At 70.2% G+C, this 16,504-nt stretch carries 17 protein-coding genes; 11 read left to right on the top strand and 6 right to left on the bottom strand.

Annotation, left to right across the window (positions count from 1 at the left end; genetic code table 11):
• Window positions 1-2: 2 nt before the first annotated feature.
• Window positions 3-1,181 (top strand): alpha/beta hydrolase, encoded by a 1,179-nt coding sequence (locus J2S43_RS14430; protein ID WP_306829537.1) that lies wholly within the window; start codon window positions 3-5, stop codon window positions 1,179-1,181.
• Window positions 1,182-1,195: 14 nt separating this feature from the next.
• Here the strand turns inward: J2S43_RS14430 and J2S43_RS14435 are convergent, their stop codons facing one another.
• Both J2S43_RS14435 and J2S43_RS14440 read right to left on the bottom strand, forming a co-directional pair.
• Window positions 1,196-2,077, bottom strand: a complete 882-nt coding sequence (locus J2S43_RS14435; protein ID WP_306829538.1) for a helix-turn-helix domain-containing protein — start codon at window positions 2,075-2,077, stop codon at window positions 1,196-1,198.
• Between the two features lie 36 nt (window positions 2,078-2,113).
• Window positions 2,114-2,371 carry a hypothetical protein gene (locus J2S43_RS14440; RefSeq protein ID WP_306829539.1) on the bottom strand — a complete coding sequence of 86 codons (258 nt, stop codon included), beginning with the start codon at window positions 2,369-2,371 and terminating at the stop codon, window positions 2,114-2,116.
• 324 nt (window positions 2,372-2,695) lie between these two features.
• Here J2S43_RS14440 and J2S43_RS14445 point away from each other — a divergent pair, with 324 nt between their 5' ends.
• The 5 genes from J2S43_RS14445 to J2S43_RS14465 all read left to right on the top strand — a co-directional run bounded on the left by J2S43_RS14445 (window position 2,696) and on the right by J2S43_RS14465 (window position 5,740).
• Entirely contained in the window at window positions 2,696-2,824 is a 129-nt protein-coding gene (locus tag J2S43_RS14445) for a hypothetical protein (protein WP_306829540.1), read from the top strand.
• A gap of 25 nt (window positions 2,825-2,849) precedes the next feature.
• Complete coding sequence (locus J2S43_RS14450) at window positions 2,850-3,086, top strand: hypothetical protein (RefSeq protein ID WP_306829541.1); 237 nt, start codon at window positions 2,850-2,852, stop codon at window positions 3,084-3,086.
• Between the two features lie 153 nt (window positions 3,087-3,239).
• Complete coding sequence (locus J2S43_RS14455) at window positions 3,240-3,776, top strand: RNA 2'-phosphotransferase (RefSeq protein ID WP_306829542.1); 537 nt, start codon at window positions 3,240-3,242, stop codon at window positions 3,774-3,776.
• Window positions 3,777-3,785: 9 nt separating this feature from the next.
• Window positions 3,786-4,799, top strand: coding sequence for a class I SAM-dependent methyltransferase (locus J2S43_RS14460; protein WP_306829543.1), 1,014 nt, complete (start codon window positions 3,786-3,788; stop codon window positions 4,797-4,799).
• Window positions 4,796-5,740, top strand: coding sequence for a pyridoxal-phosphate dependent enzyme (locus J2S43_RS14465; protein WP_306829544.1), 945 nt, complete (start codon window positions 4,796-4,798; stop codon window positions 5,738-5,740). The genes J2S43_RS14460 and J2S43_RS14465 overlap by 4 nt, the downstream gene beginning before the upstream one ends.
• Window positions 5,741-6,573: 833 nt before the next feature.
• Here the strand turns inward: J2S43_RS14465 and J2S43_RS14470 are convergent.
• Entirely contained in the window at window positions 6,574-7,713 is a 1,140-nt protein-coding gene (locus J2S43_RS14470; protein ID WP_306829545.1) for an acyl-CoA dehydrogenase family protein, read from the bottom strand.
• Window positions 7,714-7,763: 50 nt separating this feature from the next.
• Here J2S43_RS14470 and J2S43_RS14475 point away from each other — a divergent pair, with 50 nt between their 5' ends.
• From J2S43_RS14475 to J2S43_RS14485, 3 genes are read left to right on the top strand one after another with little or no spacing between them, the layout of a single operon-like run.
• A complete protein-coding gene (locus tag J2S43_RS14475) occupies window positions 7,764-8,738 on the top strand; it encodes an aldo/keto reductase (RefSeq protein ID WP_306829546.1) in 975 nt (324 codons plus the stop codon).
• Window positions 8,739-8,791: 53 nt separating this feature from the next.
• Window positions 8,792-11,077 carry a hypothetical protein gene (locus J2S43_RS14480; RefSeq protein ID WP_306829547.1) on the top strand — a complete coding sequence of 762 codons (2,286 nt, stop codon included), beginning with the start codon at window positions 8,792-8,794 and terminating at the stop codon, window positions 11,075-11,077.
• Window positions 11,078-11,094: 17 nt separating this feature from the next.
• The gene (locus J2S43_RS14485) at window positions 11,095-11,556 is read left to right on the top strand and encodes an Lrp/AsnC family transcriptional regulator (RefSeq protein WP_306829548.1); all 462 of its coding nucleotides are present in this window, start codon (window positions 11,095-11,097) and stop codon (window positions 11,554-11,556) included.
• Here J2S43_RS14485 and J2S43_RS14490 read toward each other — a convergent pair.
• Both J2S43_RS14490 and J2S43_RS14495 read right to left on the bottom strand, forming a co-directional pair.
• The gene (locus J2S43_RS14490; RefSeq protein WP_306829549.1) at window positions 11,531-12,100 is read right to left on the bottom strand and encodes a histidine phosphatase family protein; all 570 of its coding nucleotides are present in this window, start codon (window positions 12,098-12,100) and stop codon (window positions 11,531-11,533) included. The genes J2S43_RS14485 and J2S43_RS14490 overlap by 26 nt on opposite strands.
• Window positions 12,101-12,333: 233 nt before the next feature.
• Window positions 12,334-13,068, bottom strand: coding sequence for a reverse transcriptase domain-containing protein (locus J2S43_RS14495; protein ID WP_306829550.1), 735 nt, complete (start codon window positions 13,066-13,068; stop codon window positions 12,334-12,336).
• A gap of 126 nt (window positions 13,069-13,194) precedes the next feature.
• On the opposite strand from J2S43_RS14495, the gene J2S43_RS14500 reads away from it, so the two are divergent.
• Together J2S43_RS14500 and J2S43_RS14505 are read left to right on the top strand one after the other, a co-directional pair.
• A complete protein-coding gene (locus J2S43_RS14500) occupies window positions 13,195-14,511 on the top strand; it encodes an ISL3 family transposase (protein WP_306826563.1) in 1,317 nt (438 codons plus the stop codon).
• A gap of 150 nt (window positions 14,512-14,661) precedes the next feature.
• Entirely contained in the window at window positions 14,662-15,633 is a 972-nt protein-coding gene (locus J2S43_RS14505) for an IS30 family transposase (RefSeq protein WP_442320033.1), read from the top strand.
• On the opposite strand, the gene J2S43_RS14510 is transcribed toward J2S43_RS14505, so the two are convergent.
• Window positions 15,519-16,100: a reverse transcriptase domain-containing protein gene (locus tag J2S43_RS14510; protein ID WP_306829552.1), complete on the bottom strand. Its 582-nt coding sequence runs from the start codon at window positions 16,098-16,100 to the stop codon at window positions 15,519-15,521. The two genes, J2S43_RS14505 and J2S43_RS14510, sit on opposite strands and share 115 nt — an antisense overlap.
• Window positions 16,101-16,504 lie beyond the last annotated feature (404 nt).

A 16,504-nucleotide genomic window follows, 5' to 3' on the forward strand; every position in this document is an offset into this window, starting at 1 on the left:
TCATGATCGACGAACGGATCGGCGCGCTGCTGGCACAGGTGCGAGAGGGTGCGCCCGAGGCGGCGGAACGCCTCTGGCACGCGGCACGGGCCGCGGGCGGGCCGTTGATCTCGGCCGGCCCGGACGGCACGTCGCTGGTGACGTTCGTCTGGCGCGGCGAGGCCGCGGCCGCCACGGTCTGCTGGGGCGTCGAGGCCACGCTGGCGCGGGTGCCCGGCACCGACCTGTGGCACGCGACCGTGGCACTCCCGTCCCGCCTGCGCACGCTCTACTACCTCGGCCACGGTGCCGCCGGCTCGCCGCAGACCGCGTCCGGCACCGGCGTGACCCACATCGACCCGCTCAACCCGCGCACGGTCGCGTTCCCGCGCGACCCGGGCGACCCGACCGACCGGGACGGGTTCGCCTCGCTGCTGGAGCTGCCGGACGCGCCGCCCGAGCCCTGGCTGTCCGGCCCGCCGGTCCCGGCCGGCCCGCGCGAGCAGGTCGAGGTGCCCAGTGCCGCGCTCGGCGGAGTCCGTCGCGTCACGGTGCACCGTCCCGCGCACGAGCCCATCCGGGGCGCGAACGTGCTGGTGGTCTTCGACGGGCACCTCGCGCAGGCCGTGCTGTGCGTCCCCGAGCTGGTCGACCGGCTCGTCGCGGCCGGGCGGATCCCGCCGGCCGTGGTGCTCTACGTGCACATCGAGGACGCGCGCCGGGACCGGGAACTCGGCAGCACGCCGGAGTACACCGAGTTCGTCGCGCGCGAGCTGATCCCGTGGGCGCGCACGGAGTACGGCGTGACCACGGACCCGGCGCGGGCCGGGCTGGCCGGTGCGTCGCTCGGCGGGCTGACCGCCGCGCACATCGCGCTGGCCGCACCGGACGTGTTCGGCCGCGCGCTGTCACACTCCGGCAGCTTCTGGCGGGCCGGCCCGGCCGGCGAGCCGGAGTGGCTGACCCGGCAGTACGCCACCCGGCCCCGCGCCGACCTGCGCCTCTACCTCGACGTCGGCGACCGGGAGACCGGGCCGGGCCCGGCCGGCGCGGCACCCCAGGTGGACGTCAACCGGCGCCTGCGAGACGTCCTGCTGGCCAAGGGCTACCCCCTCGACTACCGCGAATACCTGGGCGGCCACGACTACGTCAACTGGCGCCGCCTCTTCCCGGACGCCCTCACCGGCCTGTTCGGCCGATGAGGCAGGCGGACGGTTCAGTCCAGCTCGCGGTGGATGCGCTCGAGGCAGCGGCGGGTGTGCCGGTCCAGGATCGGCGTGATGTCGTCCGTGGCGTAGGCCGCGACCGCGTCGAAGACCCGCCGGTAGAAGGCGATGTCCTTCTCGCCCCGGGAGACGAGCCCGGTGTTGTAGACGTCGATCAGAAGCAGTTGATCGTCGAAGATCATGAAGCCGTGCAGGAACGGCACCGGCATGTCCGCGTCATCCGGGATGATCTCGACGGTCACGTTCGACAGCGCGGCCATCTCCCGTAGATGCGCGAGCTGTGCCAGCATCTCCGTCGGCGTGCACATCGGCCCCCGCAACGCGATCTCCGCGATCACCGCGTGCAGCCGTCTCGCCGGATCCGCCAAAATCTCCTGCCGCTTGAGCCGGGCGGCAACCGCGGCCAGGATGGTGCGTTCGGCATTCGGGTGCTCGCCGCTGCGAATGAGGGGGTCGAGCGCGATCAGGACGGCCCTGGCGTATTCGCTGGTCTGCAACAGCCCAGGAAGCACGGTCACCGCCAGCTCGCGCTTGATTTCAGAGGCGGTCTCCCAATCGGCGACGATCTCCTGGCGGCTGGCGAGGTTGTCGGGCGCCAGTCGCCAGTCCATGATCCGATTCTGGGTATAGACGGTCCGCTGAACCAGCTCCCGGACTAGCTCTTCGTCCGCGCCGAGTGCACGCGCCACCACTTCCACGTCGCGGGGATCCGGTGAGCCCACGCCTCGCTCGAGGCGGGAGATCTTCGGCTGGCTCATGCCTACCTGAGCCGCGAGTGTCGCGCCGGAGAGCCTCCGCTCGCGACGCAATCTCGCCAGCACGGCGCCCACCGGCTCGTCGCGGCCCGCAGGGGCATCGTGGTTGGTGGTCAACGATGCTCCCTCCGTGCCGCGATCTATAGAGGTCGGTCAGGACATCTTCTCAAGAGCTTCGATCATCAGGTGAGTGGGAATCTCCACAAGCATCTCGCCTTCAGGCACGTCGATCCCGGCGCTGGCGGCCGGGACGATGTAACCCTGCACCACCACCGTGCCGGGACCACTCTCGTAAACCGTCGGGCAGCTGCTCGACCCGCACGCCGTGGCAGCCAGGACGCGGAGTTGAGTGTGCGGCTGCGTCGCTGCCGGAACGAGAGCGTCGATGGCCCTGTCAGTCGTGTTCGTCACGAGAGCTATTCAATCATCATTCACGTGACGTGAATCAACAATGCCGGAATGTTCGGCGTGTTATGCAAATTCCATAACGGTAACTGCCCTTCAGCGACCTGGCTGCATGCCATCTGGCTAACAGTGGACCGGCTGAGCTGCGCTTATGCATGCGAGAAGTTTCGTAATCTGCATCGGCGTTGTCTATTCACCGCCGGTGAATACACACTCGGAGTCATTGAGTAGATCCGAGGGAGTGGGGGAGTGATGATCGGCAGTTCTTTAGCGATTCCCGAGCACCCGGCGTTGTACTTGGTATTCGCGGCACTCTGTCTGGTCGTGGCCATGAGGTCGCTGCGGCGGGCGCTGGAGCCCGTGGGGGTGGTCGTCGAGGTGATGAGGGCGACGATCGTGGTCGCGTTCGCGATGGGCCTCGCGCTGATCCTCGTGCTCGCCGCGGCGATCAGCGGCTGATCGAGCGAGATCCGGGGGCTGACCGATGGCGACGTTCGTGGCGTTCATCGTGGTGGCGGTGGTGGTCGTGTTCTTCCTCGTGGTCGAGCTGGCCGCGGCGACCCTTCCGCTGCTGATCGTGGTCACGCTGGTGCCGCCGGGGGAGCGGCGCGAACTGGCCGAGGTGCTCGCGGCCGTGGACCACGGCCGGCGGCTGCGCCTGTGGCCGGCACTCCGCGCGGCCGTGCGCGCCCGCCGATGGCGAGACGACCGCTGGAGCTGACCGCCGCATCCGGCCGGAGAAGCGCGGCCGGCCCCGGCGCCGCGCCTCCCTGCCGGGGAAACGCGTCAGGCATCGGCACCGGAAGGACACCGCCGCGACCCCGCTGAACGGCCGGAGATATTCGCTGGCCGACGCCGATATCCTGAGCGGGTAATGGACATGAGACGCATCAGCAAACGACTTTCCCTCGTTCTCCGGCACCGGCCGGAGAGTGTCGGCATCACGCTCACCGCGGACGGCTGGGTCGCCGTCCCCACGCTCCTGGACGCCCTCGCCCGCCACGGGCTCCCTCTCACCCGCGACCAGCTCACCCGCGTCGTCGACGAGAACGACAAGAGGCGGTTCACGATCGAGGGGGACCGGATCCGCGCCAACCAGGGCCACTCTGTCACCGTCGACCTCGGCTACGAGGCCCAGGAGCCGCCGGAGACGCTCTATCACGGAACCGCCGACCGCAACCTCGCGGCGATCCGCGAGCAGGGTCTCATCAAGGGCCGCCGGCACCACGTGCACCTCTCGGCCGACCCGGACACCGCGCACAGGGTCGGCACCCGGCACGGCCGGCCGGTCGTGCTGACGGTCGAGGCGGCGCGGATGGCGGCCGACGGGCACTCCTTCTTCCGCAGCGCGAACGGGGTCTGGCTGACCGACGCCGTACCGCCGGAGTACGTCGCCGGACCGCGAACCTAGACTGGGCCGATGAGCGCCACGTCCGAGGAGCACACGGATCCCCGGATCGTGGCGCTGCAGGACGCGCTGCACCCGAACCCGCCCGAACACCCCTTCTACGTCGACCTGGCGGCGCAGCTGCCGGCGGTGTCGGTGGCGGACGTCGGCTGCGGCACCGGGCGGCTCGCGGCGGAGCTGGCCCGGCGCGGGCATCGGGTCACCGCGGCCGATCCGTCCCGGGCGATGCTCGACCTGGCCCGGCGCCGGCCGATCGGCGCGCTGGTCAGCTGGCTGCACGGGGATGCCCGCGCGCTGCCGGAGACCGCGTTCGACCTGGTCGTGCTGGCCGGCGGCGTGGTCTCGGAGATCACCGACGACCGGGAGCTGATCGCCACGTTCGCGGCGGCCCGGCGTGCGCTGCGGCCGGGCGGGCGGCTCGCGTTCGACGCCCGGCGGTACCGGGCGCGGGACTGGACCGGGTGGACGCGCGCGGCGTCGTACCGGCGGCTGGCGGACGGTGCGGCCGCGTGGCGTGAGGATGCCCGGGTGGACGGCGACCGGATCCGCTACCGGGCCGGTTACCGGCTCGCGGACGGCACGGAGCTGCGCTTCGACCGGGAGGTCCGGCTGCGCTCCGACGTCTGGTACTCGACGGTGCTGACCGAGGCCGGCTTCCGCGTCGACCCGGCCGACGACGACGCGGACGGGCTGGTCCTGCTGGCTACGGCCGGGCCGCCGCGGCGCGCGTCCGGGCTGCGCTTCGAGCGGGTCGGGGACCGGCTGTGGGCCGCGGTCGACGACGACAGCGGCCGCCCGGCCCGGGTGCCGATGCCGGACGACTCGCTGGAGATGATCGCCCGGCTGCGGCGGATGGGCGTGGCGCTGGACCAGGTGGTGGCCGCGGCCGCGGCGGCCGGGCTGGACTGGGATCCGGCCGGTGAGGTCCGGGCCCGCTCCGAGGCGGGCATGGACGAGTGGCGGCGCCGCGACCGGGAGGAACGGGAGCGCCGGAAGCAGGCGTTCCGTGACAGAATGGCGCAGTGAATGCCGCCGATGTCCGCGACGCGGCGGGCCGTCTCGCCGGAGTCGCCCACCGTACCCCCGTGGTGGTCTCCAGGACCCTGAACGCGCGCACCGGGACGGAAGCGTTCCTGAAGTGCGAGAACGCGCAGCGGGTCGGCGCGTTCAAGTTCCGCGGCGCGTTCAACGCGATCTCCCGCCGCACGCCGGAGGAGCTGTCCCGCGGCATCGCGGCGTACTCGTCCGGGAACCACGCGCAGGCGGTCGCGCTGGCCGCACGCGAGCTGGGCGCCCGCGCGGTGGTGCTGATGCCGGCGGACACGCCCGCGTCCAAGCGTGACGCGGTCCTCGGTTACGGCGCCGAGATCCACACCTACGATCGCTATACGCAGGATCGGGTCGCGCTCGGCGAGGCGCTCGCGGCCGACCGGGGGTTGACGCTGATCCCGCCCTACGACCACCCGCACGTGATGGCCGGGCAGGGCACGGCGGCGCTGGAGCTGATCGAGGACGCCGGGCCGATCGACACGCTGCTGGTCCCGATCGGCGGCGGTGGCCTGATCGCCGGCTGCGCCACGATCGCGAAGGCGATGCTGCCGGACGTCCGGGTGGTCGGCGTCGAGCCGGCCGCGGGCGACGACACGCTGCGCTCGCTGCGGGCCGGTGAGCGGGTCCGGATCCCGGTGCCGCGCACGATCGCGGACGGGATGGCCGCGGACACGCCCGGCGCGCTCACCTTTGAGATCAACCGCCGGCTGGTCGACGACGTCGTGCTGGTCACCGACGACGAGATCCGCGACGCCATGCGCTTCGCCTTCGACCGGCTGAAGCTGGTCCTCGAACCGAACGGCGCCACCGGCCTCGCCGCGCTCCTGCACTCCCGGGTCCCGCCCACGCGCCGCACCGGCATCATCCTGTCCGGCGGCAACATCGACGTCACTCGCTTCATCGCGCTGCTGGCCTGAGCCGCGCCGCGCCGACCTCCCGGTGCGGTCCTTCCGGCGGATCCAACCGAAGATCAAATTCTTGATCTTCCCGCTTCCGGCGTGGGCGCCTTCCGAGTGCTCCCGCGGGCACCGGTCGTCGCTGGCGCTCCTCCCTGCCAGTTCCGTGGGTGGCCAAGTTCCCACCACAAGGCCCCAACCCCATGATCGGGACGTCCCCGAGGTCGCTGGAACGACTCCGGGGACGCCCCGATCACGGACGGGAGTCCAGCCCCGCTGGAAACGTGACCCGCTGAGAAAGTGGCCCCCGGATTGCGGCGGGTACCACCCTCATGATCGAGGCGTCATCCACGTCGTTTCTAACGATGCGAATGACGCCTCGATCATGAGGCGTATGCAGCAGGGCTGAGCCGCCGCCGCGTCGCCGCAGGCCAGCGCTGTCGGCGCGCTACACGCTGAATAACCCTTCATGAGGGTTATTCAGAGCAGCGAACCGGCAGCGCGTTGCCGCAGGCCGCGCGGTCTGACGAGGGCGGCGCTGAATAAGCCTCCATGGATGGGCGCCGGGACCGCGAGGCGCGAGGCGCGACGTGAGCAGCGGCGGGCATCGCGTGAGTTTCTCCTGGCCAACCGCCCAACCGGCTCCGCCGCCGCGGGCGGAGCGGAGCGCTAGCGGAGTCGGAGCCCTCGGCGCGGTTGGCCCGCGGGAGCATGCGGGCTGCACCACGCCGGAAGCGGGAAGATCTAGATCTTGATCTGTTATGCGGGCTTTGCCAGTAAGCGGGTGATGACGACGGGCTCGATCTGCTATGCGGGCTTTGCGAGTAAGCGGGTGTGACGACGCGCTCGATCTGCTATGCGGGCTTTGCCAGGGAACGGGCGATGACCATGCGTTGGATCTGGTTGGTGCCCTCGACGATCTGGAGGAGTTTCGCCTCGCGGAACCAGCGCTCGACCGGGTGGTCCGTCACGTAGCCGGCGCCGCCGAGGATCTGGACCGCGTCCGTGGTGACGCGCATGGCGGTGTCGGTGGCGAAGAGCTTGGCCTGCGCGGCCTCGATGCTGAACGGCAGGCCGGCGTCGCGGAGGCGGGCCGCGGTGTAGAGCAGTGCCCGGGCCGCGCTGATGCCGGTGGCCGCGTCCGCGAGCATGAAGCCGAGGCCCTGGAAGTCGATGATCCGCGAGCCGAACTGGGTGCGTTCGCGCGCGTAGGAGACCGCGTGGTCGAGCGCGGCCTGGGCGAGTCCGATCGCGCATGCGGCGATGCCGAGGCGGCCGGCGTCGAGCGCGGACATCGCGATCCGGAAGCCCTGGCCCTCCGCGCCGACGAGGCGTTCCGTGGGGACCCGGGCGCCGCTGAGCACGACCTGGGCGGGCGCGCCGGCGTGCAGCCCCATCAGGCGTTCCCGGGGCTGCGGCTCCAGGCCGGGGGTGGTGGCGTCGAGCAGCAGGCAGGAGATGCCGCGGGCGCCGGGCTCGCCGGTCCGGGCGAAGACGTTGTAGAAGTCGGCGCTGCCCGCGTGCGTGATCCAGGCCTTGGTGCCGTCGACGACGTAGTGGTCGCCGTCGCGGACGGCGCGAGTGGTGAGCGCGGCCGCGTCGGAGCCGCCGGCCGGTTCGGACAGGCAGTACGCACCGAGCAACTCGCCGCCGACCATGTCCGGGACGAGCTTGCGCAGCCGGTCGTCGCCGTGGAGCGCGGCCGGGTAGCAGGAGAGCGTGTGCACGCTGACCGCCTCGGCCACGGTCAGCCACCGGTACGCGAGCCGCTCCAGCACGCGCAGGTACACCTCGTACGGCTGGTCCGCGCCGCCGAGCTCGGCCGGGTAGGGGAGTCCGAGCAGCCCGGCGCGGCCGAGCGTGCGGACGATCTCGCGGGGGAACTCGCCGCGCGCCTCGTGCGCGGCCGCGGTCTGCGGCGTCAGCTCACCGTCGGCGATCTCTTCGACGAGACCGAGCAGGTCGCGGGCCTCGTCGGAGGGTGGGATCCACATCGGCCAAGGTTAACGGTCGTTAGGGCGTACGGTCGAGTAACCTCCAGATCATGGAGTATGTGCGGCTCGGCAGCACCGGCCTGAAGGTGTCCCGGATCTGTCTCGGCATGATGACCTACGGCTCGCCGTCCTGGCGCGAGTGGGTGCTGGACGCCGAGGCCGGCAAGCCGATCGTGCGGCGCGCGGTCGAACTCGGCGTCACGTTCTTCGACACCGCGGACATGTACTCGGTGGGTGGCAGCGAGGAGGTCACCGGCCGGCTGCTGCGCGCGTTCTTCCACCGCCGCGACGACTACGTGGTGGCGACCAAGGTCTACCACCCGATGGGCGACGGCCCGAACGACCGGGGCCTGTCCCGCAAGCACATCCTCTCCTCGATCGACGACTCGCTGCGCCGGCTCGGCACCGACCACGTCGACCTCTACCAGATCCACCGGTGGGACGCCGAGACCCCGATCGAGGAGACCATGGAGGCGCTGCACGACGTGGTGCGCGCCGGCAAGGCCCGCTACATCGGCGCGTCGTCCATGTTCGCCTGGCAGTTCGCCAAGGCCCAGCACGTCGCGGACGTCAACGGCTGGACCCGGTTCGTCTCGATGCAGCCGCAGTACAACCTGGTCTACCGCGAGGAGGAGCGGGAGATGCTGCCGCTCTGCGCGGACCAGGGCGTCGGCGTGATCCCGTGGAGCCCGCTGGCCCGCGGGCTGCTGGCCGGCTCGCGCACCCGCGAGGGCGCGCACACCACCCGGGCCCGCACGGACGCGATCGCCCGCAGCCTCTACACGGACGCGGACCTGGTCGTGGCGGAGGAACTGCGTCGGATCGCGGACGCGCGCAACCTGCCGCCGGCACAGGTCGCGCTGGCGTGGGTGCTCAGCAATCCGGTGGTGACCGCGCCGATCGTGGGCGCGTCCCGCACCGCGCACATCGAGGACGCGGTGGCGGCGCTCGGCGTCTCGCTCACGCCGGCGGAGATCGCGGCCCTCGAGGCGCCCTACGTGCCGCACGCGGTGACGGACCATTAACCAACTTCCCGGAAACGCCCGGACAAAAGCGAATACGGCGACAAGATGAGCGGGTGACGGGATCCCATCGTGCGCCGGGCCGACACCACCCGATCCAGCCCGCGGGCAACAAGCGCTGGCGGTGGCTCGTCGGCATGGGCGCGGTGATCGCGCTCGGCGCGTTCGGCGTGCACCAGGTGCTCGCGGACGAGACCCCGCCGGCCGCACCGGCCGCGGAGTTCACCAGCCGGATCGACGGCGTGACCGGCCTGCCCGCGCCGGACGCGGACGCGCCGAGCTGGGCCACGAACCGCATGATCGCCCCGAACGGGCTGAAGGTCGCGGCCCAGTCGATGGGCGAGCAGTTCCTGCTGCACACGAAGTCCGGCGGCAAGACGTTCCTGCCCGGTGTGAACCTCGGCTCGACCACGCCCGGCCACCAGCCCGGTGAGCTGGCGGTCACCGTGGAGGACTACCGGGCGTGGTTCGCCGCGATGGACCGGATGGGCATCCGCGTCGTCCGGATCTACACGATCCACCCGCCCACGTTCTACCAGGAGCTGGCCGCGCACAACCGGAAGTACCCGGACCGGCCGCTCTACCTGAGCCAGGGCGTCTACCTGCCGGACGAGAGCTACGTGGAGAAGCTCGACCTGTACGACACCGAGGTCGCCACGGCGTTCGTCCGGGAGCTGAAGGACGCCTCCGCGGCCGTCTCCGGCACGCTCGTCCGGGATCCGCAGCGCGGGCGCTCGTCCGGCACCTGGACCGCCGACGTCAGCCCGTGGCTGTCCACGTGGATCATCGGCGTGGAGTGGGACCCGAACGGCGTGCACGAGTCGGACCGCAAGAACGCGCGACGCCCGGTCTTCCGGGGCCGGTACTTCGAGGCCACGGCGGACGCGTCCCCGACCGAACGGTGGCTGGCGACCCGGATGGACGACCTCGCCTCCGCCGAGGCCGCGCGCGGGCGCAGCGCGCCGATCGCGTTCGTGAACTGGCCGACCACCGACCCGCTGCGCCACCCGGAGGAGCCGCTGCCGCAGGAGGACCTGGCCGGCGTGGACGCGAACCACGTGCGGGCCACGGAGAACTGGCCCGGCGGCACGTTCGCCAGCTACCACGCGTACCCGTACTACCCGGACTTCCAGCGCCACGAGCCGGCGCTGCAGCGGGCGATCTACAACGGGCGGCCGGACTCGTACGCCGGGTACCTGACCGCGCTGCGCCGGCACCACGCGGGCATGCCGGTGATGGTGACCGAGTTCGGCGTACCGTCGAGCCTCGGCACCGCGCACGCGGGACCGCTCGGCCGCGGTCAGGGCGACCACGGCGAGCGCGAGGCGATGGCGATCAACGCGGACCTGTTGCGCGTCATCCGCGGCACCGGGATGGCCGGCGGCTTCCTGTTCGGCTGGACCGACGAGTGGTTCAAGTTCACCTGGAACACGATCGCGCACCAGCTGCCCGCGGACCGGCGGCAGCTGTGGCACGACCCGCTCACCAACGAGCAGTACTTCGGGATCATCGCGACCGATCCGACCGGGGCGCCGGAGGGCTGGCCGCAGCAGGTGCTGGACGCGCCGGACTCGCCGATCGCGACGCGCGCGGTGGCGGCGGTCGACGAGTCGTACCTCTCGCTGGGTCTCGGTCTGGCGAAGCCCGCGCCGAAGGCGCTCACGCTGGGCCTGGACGTGATCCCGGAGATCGCCGGCAGCCCGCCGCCCGGCTCCACCGACTCCGGCGCCGACCTGGCGATCCAGCTCGACCTGGTGAAGCTGACCGGACAGGTGTGGGTGCGTGAGCAGCTCGACCCGATGCCGCTGGACTACCAGGTGCCGCCCGGTCTGCGCGCCGCGCCGGTCAACGGCTGGCAGCGCTACCAGCTGGTCATCAACCGGGACCTGACCGTGCCGTCCAGCGGCCGGAAGCTGCCGGCCGAGATCTTCGACGTGGGCCGCCTCGACCACGGCGTGTGGGACCCGGCCGCGCCGAACGCGGACCAGCGCAACCTGTGGCGGCTCACCGACGACGGCACGCTGACCATGCGCATCCCGTGGGCGTTCGCCGGCTTCGCCGACCCGTCCTCGCTTCAGGTCCTGGTCCCGGACGGGAACGTGGCGACCACCAGGACCACGACGGGGGTACGCGTCCGCCTGGCCGCGGACGGCAAGCTCGAACCGCTCGACGAGGTCGCCTGGGAGCCGTGGAACCGCGTCTACTACACCGAACGGCTGAAGGCCGGCGCGGAGATGCTGCGGGCCGCGCTTCTTGAGACGGGCGCCGGTGCGCTGCCCGCACCGTCCTCGTCGCCGGCACCGTCCGTGACGACATCCCCGAATGACGGCACCGTGGGTTAGCGCGGTAGGTTCTTCGCGTGGAGGAGATCGACCGGGCGATCGTGACGGCGCTGACCGCGGACGGGCGGCTGTCGTACACGGACCTCGCGGAACGCGTCGGCCTGTCGGTGTCGGCCGTGCACCAGCGGGTGCGCCGGCTGGAGCAGCGCGGCGTGATCAGGGGCTACACCGCGCGGGTCTCCTACGAGGCGATCGACCTGAAGCTCACCGCGTTCGTGGCGATCCGGCCGTTCGATCCGTCCCAGCCGGACGACGCACCGGAGAAGCTCGCCCACCTGCCCGAGATCGAGTCGTGCTACTCGGTGGCGGGGGAGGACTTCTACATGCTGCTGGTCCGGGTGGCCAGCCCCGGCGAGCTGGAGCGGCTGCTGCAGCAGATCCGCACCGCCGCCAACGTGACCACCCGCACCACGGTCGTGCTCTCCACGCCGTACGAGGGACGTCCGCCGACGGTCAGCGCGAGTTCCACTCCAGAATGACCGGCCGGGCGTGCTCGAACCCGAGCCGGCACAGCGTCGCGGTGTCCAGCCGCAGCCGCCCACCCACCCGCACCGGCTCCTCGATCCACCGCGCGCCCACCACGCGCAGCGCGTGACCGTGCGCCACCAGCGCCACGTCGCGGTCCCGCGCCAGGTGCTCGCGCGCCCTGGCCAGCACCCGGTCGATGCGGGCGCCGATCTGCTCCGGTGACTCGCCGCCGGGCACGCCGTCGTCCCAGAGGTACCAGTCCGGGTCCGTCTTGCGGATCTCCGGCGTGGTGATCCCCTCGTAGTCGCCGTAGTCCCACTCGGACAGGTCCTCGTCGACCTCGGTCACCTCGAGGCCGGCCAGCTCCGCGGTCCGCAGCGCCCGCACCCGCGGGCTGGACAGCACCGCCGCGAACTCCCGCCCCTTGAGCTTCTCACCGATCGCGCGCGCCTGCTCCTCGCCCTCGGCCGTGAGGGGGATGTCGGTGCGCCCGGTGTGCCGCCCGGACACGCTCCACTCGGTCTGCCCGTGCCGTACGAGAACGATCTCCGCCATGCCCCCAAGTCAACCAGATCCAGCTTCCAACTAGCCTCCTAGGACGCCCTAGGGGGTGTGCGGCCCGTCGCGCTCACTGACCTCCGCCACGCGGTGCAGAGGAGGAAAGCATTCTGGGGAGGTCGCGTAGCGCGGGAGGCGCAGCGCGCCGAGTAGCCCGGGGGAATCTCACCCCCGGGCCCTCACAGAACCGTACGTAACAGTCTCCCGTTATACGGCTCTTGTCGCTCTGGTCACCAGACCGTAGGGGCGTGCGTGACCCACGCCCAGTGGGCGAAGGCACGCGGTCGTTTCCGGACGGCATTGTTCCAGGACGTCCGGGCTTTCCTGCTACCCCGCAACCGTTTGTACTTCCGGCGGACCCACCGCAGCAGGTAGGCGTTGATGCGTTCCAGGAGGGGATATAGGGCAGATCGATAGAACGCCCCGTAATGGTTCATCCAACCCCGGACGATCGGGTTTATCCAATCGGCGAGGTCCTTCTCGGTCAGGCTTGTGCGATGGTGCAGCCGCCACGACCGCACCTCGGCACTGATCCTCTTCAGGGCTTGTTTACTGATCGCCGGCAGGAACGACAAGAACATCGCCCCTTCCCTTGACCGCGCCGAGCGTCGCCGGAAGCCGTAGCCGAGGAAGACAAATTCGGTGTGTTCGTACGAGCCACGCCGGTTGTCGTCCTGGCAGTAAACTATCCGGGTCTTCTCCGGATGCAACTCCAGCCCTACCTGGGTCATCCGTTTCGTGATCTCCGCCAGCACATACCGAGCCTGGCGTTCACTGACGCAATGCACCACCACGTCATCCACATAGCGCTCGAACCGAACCGCCGGAAACATGCGGGCCATCCACATGTCGAACGCATAGTGGAGAAACAGATTAGCCAGAACAGGTGAAACTGCGGATCCTTGTGGGGTTCCGCGATCTCGTTCCTGCAGAGTGCCGTCGGGTAGTTGCAGTGGCGCTTTCAACCAACGCGGCTCTTCGAAGTTGAGCGGGGTGCGGTGTTGACGGCGACCCGGACGTAGCGGGCTCGCAGCTCGTCGGTGATCATCTGAGTGTCTAGATCGGATAGTCACAAGTGAAGAGCTGCGAGCATGGTCAACGATACGACCCGGCTGCTGGGCCTTGACGGCCTGGTCGTCGATCGGGTCGAGCTGGATGCCGCTGGTGTGCCGGTGGTGGTCTTGTCCACTGGGTGTGAGCAGGCGCGTTGCTGCCCGGACTGCGGTCAGGAGGCGGTGCGGGTGAAGGCGTGGGTCACGACCCGGCCGCGGGATCTGCCGGTCGCCGGCCGGACGGTGCGGTTGCGGTGGCGTAAACGCCGCTGGCACTGCCCGACCGATAGTTGTCCGCGTGTGTCGTTCACCGAGCAGGTCGGGCAGGTCCCGGCCCGGGCGAGACTGACCGGCAGGCTCCGCGCCGCGGCCGGGGCCGCAGTCGCTGACGGCGGGCGGACGGTCGTGCAATCGGCCCGTGATCACGGACTGTCGTGGCCGGTCGTCGCGGCGGCGTTCACCGCTCACGCCGCAGCGGTGCTGCCCGCCGAGCCCGATCCGGTCGAGGTGCTGGGGATCGACGAGACCCGCCGGGGCCGGCCGAAATGGGAGTTCGACCCGGTCACCCAGGCGTGGCAGACGAGCGTGGACCGGTGGCACGTCGGCATGTGTGACCTGACCGGCGGCCAAGGGCTCCTCGGCCAGGTCGAGGGCCGGACCGCCCAGACCGTGATCGACTGGCTTACCGCCCGCAGCCAGGATTGGCGTGACCAGGTCCGATACGTGGCGATCGACATGTGCACGATCTTCAAATCCGCGATCACCACCGCGCTACCACACGCGATCCTGGTCGTCGATCACTTCCACGTCGTGCAACTCGCCCACCAGGCCCTCAACGACGTCCGCCGCCGGATCACCGTCCAGCACCGCGGCCGCCGGGGCCGGGCCGGAGACCTCGAATGGGACCTACGCAACCGCCTGACCCGCTCCGCACGCCGGCTCCGCGCCGAACGCGTCGACAAACTCTGCGACGACCTCACCACCCTGCCAGCCAAGATCAGCACACCGATCCTGGCCGCATGGAACGCCAAGGAAGACCTCCTCGACCTCCTCGCCCTGGCCCGCACCCACCCGAACCGCGAAACCATCACCCGGCACCTGCACCGCTTCTACACCCGCTGCGCCGACTCCGGCCAGCCCGAACTCACCCGCCTCGCCCGCACGATCGAGACCTGGTGGCCGCAGATCCTCGCGTTCCTCCACACCGGCATCACCAACGCCGGCTCCGAGGGCACCAACCGCGTCATCAAAACCGTCGCCCGCAACGCCTACGGCTTCCGCAACCCCGAAAACCAACGCCTACGCACCCGCGCCGCCACCACCCGAAAATCCCGCGGCCACCTCAACCCCGCTTAACCTCGAAGAGCCACCAACGCTCCACATACAACAGGACCCACAGCTTATCAGTGTGCGCGGCGACCGCTTTCAACAGTAGATGGCAGATTCAGACGGTCGTAGCATTTGATCTTGGCGAGTCGGTGGGACAGGATGCCCGCTGTGCGCGCAATGCTGACCTTGACCGATCGTGAAGAGATATCCCGTGGACTGGCCGAAGGCCTGCAATACAAGGAGATCGCCCGGCTGATCAGCCGGAACCCGTCAGTGGTCTCCCGGGACGTGGCCCGGCACGGCGGCCGCGCCCAGTACAGGGCCGTGACCGCCGATGAGGTGGCGGCGGCCGGCCGGTCACGCCCGAAGGCGTACGCGGTCGACCGGTCACCCCGGCTGCGCACGGTGGTGACGGAGCTGCTGAGGATCGGCTGGTCACCGGCGTCGATCGCGGGCCGGTTGCCTGCTGACTACCGCGACGATCAGGCTGTACGGGTGTCACACGAGGCGATCTACCAGTGGGTCTACGCCCAGCCGGTCTCCACCCTGGCCCGGGAACTACTCGCCCTGCGCACCGGCCGGACCGCCCGCCGCTCCGGCCCCCGCCCCGCGCCGGCGCCGCGGATCCGCGAGCCCCGCTACCTCGACGAACGCCCCGCCGAAGCCGAGGACCGGCAGGTCCCGGGCCACTGGGAGGGCGATCTCGTCATCGGCAAGGCCGGGAAGACGGCGGTCGCGACGCTGGTCGAGCGCACGTCGCGGTTCGTGATCCTGGTCCCGCTGACCGGCCGGGACTCCCTCACCGTCGGCGACGCGGTCATCGCCGCCGCCGGCACCCTGCCGCCACAGATCGCCAGGTCGTTGACCTGGGACTGCGGCTCAGAGATGGCGCAGCACGCCCGGATCACCGCCGCCGGGCTGCCGGTCTACTTCGCCCGCCCGCACTCACCCTGGCAGCGCGGCAGCAACGAGAACGCGAACCGGATCCTGCGCGAATACTTCCCGAAAGGCGTCCCGATCACCTCGGATCCGAACTATTTGGCGATGGTCGCTTCCGAAGTCAATGACCGACCGCGTAAGATCCATAATTGGAAGAAGCCCTCCGAGATTTTCGCCGAACTCGTCGAGTCGAATGCTTCCACTGCCTGAATCTGCCGATCCCACGGGACCGTGTCGAAGAACTTCCGAATGTCCAGATCGATCACCCAGTCGTTCTTCCAGCACCGTGAACGGCACACCGCTGCCGCGTCGACCGGGGACCGCCCCGGCCGGTAACCGTACGAGTCGGGGTGGAAGATCGGTTCGACCTCCGCCTCGATGACCCGCGCTGCCACCGTTTGAGCGATCCTGTCGCCGACCGTGGGCACGCCTAAAACTCGGACGCCTCCCCCGGTCTTCGGGATCTCCACGGCCCGCACCGGCGGTGGAAAATAGGTCCCTGACGACAGTCGATTCCAGATCTTGTAAAGGTTGTTCTTCAGATCCTTGTCGAATGCCTTCAGCGACACCGCGTCCACTCCCGGCGCACCCTTTTTCGCTTTCACCTTCTCGTACGCCTCCCAGACAGCCCGCTTCGATATCACGAACGGCTTGCCCGGTGCTTTCAACTCATCCACGCGACTCCTCCCAGCCAAGGCTGGTTGATCGAGTAAACCAGTCACGAACGACCCGACCCCTTTGCTCCACCTTCATTACAAAGGCTTCGTCGCTACTACGAGTCGGTCCGCCAGCGCGATCGGCAACGGTACTCAGTTCCTCACGGCTTCGGGCCGCCCGGAACGCTCCCTCTCACTCGCCAAAGAGCGGCGGGTAGTTTCCTCACGCGCCTTCTCCTGTTCCGTACGAAAGCCGCAGGCCGGGCTCGCGTCGCCTGTATGCCGGACACCGCCTGGCCAGTAAACTGGTCCCCGCCAGACTCATCCCGGGATTCCATTGACACCCCGGTTTCGATGTCATCTAGAATTTTCGACACGTCATCAGCGATTCGCTTTCGCTCGCCTTCCCGACCCCCACCTGACAA

The sequence above is a fragment of the Catenuloplanes nepalensis genome (assembly GCF_030811575.1).
In the GTDB taxonomy this organism is placed as follows: Bacteria; Actinomycetota; Actinomycetes; order Mycobacteriales; family Micromonosporaceae; genus Catenuloplanes; species Catenuloplanes nepalensis.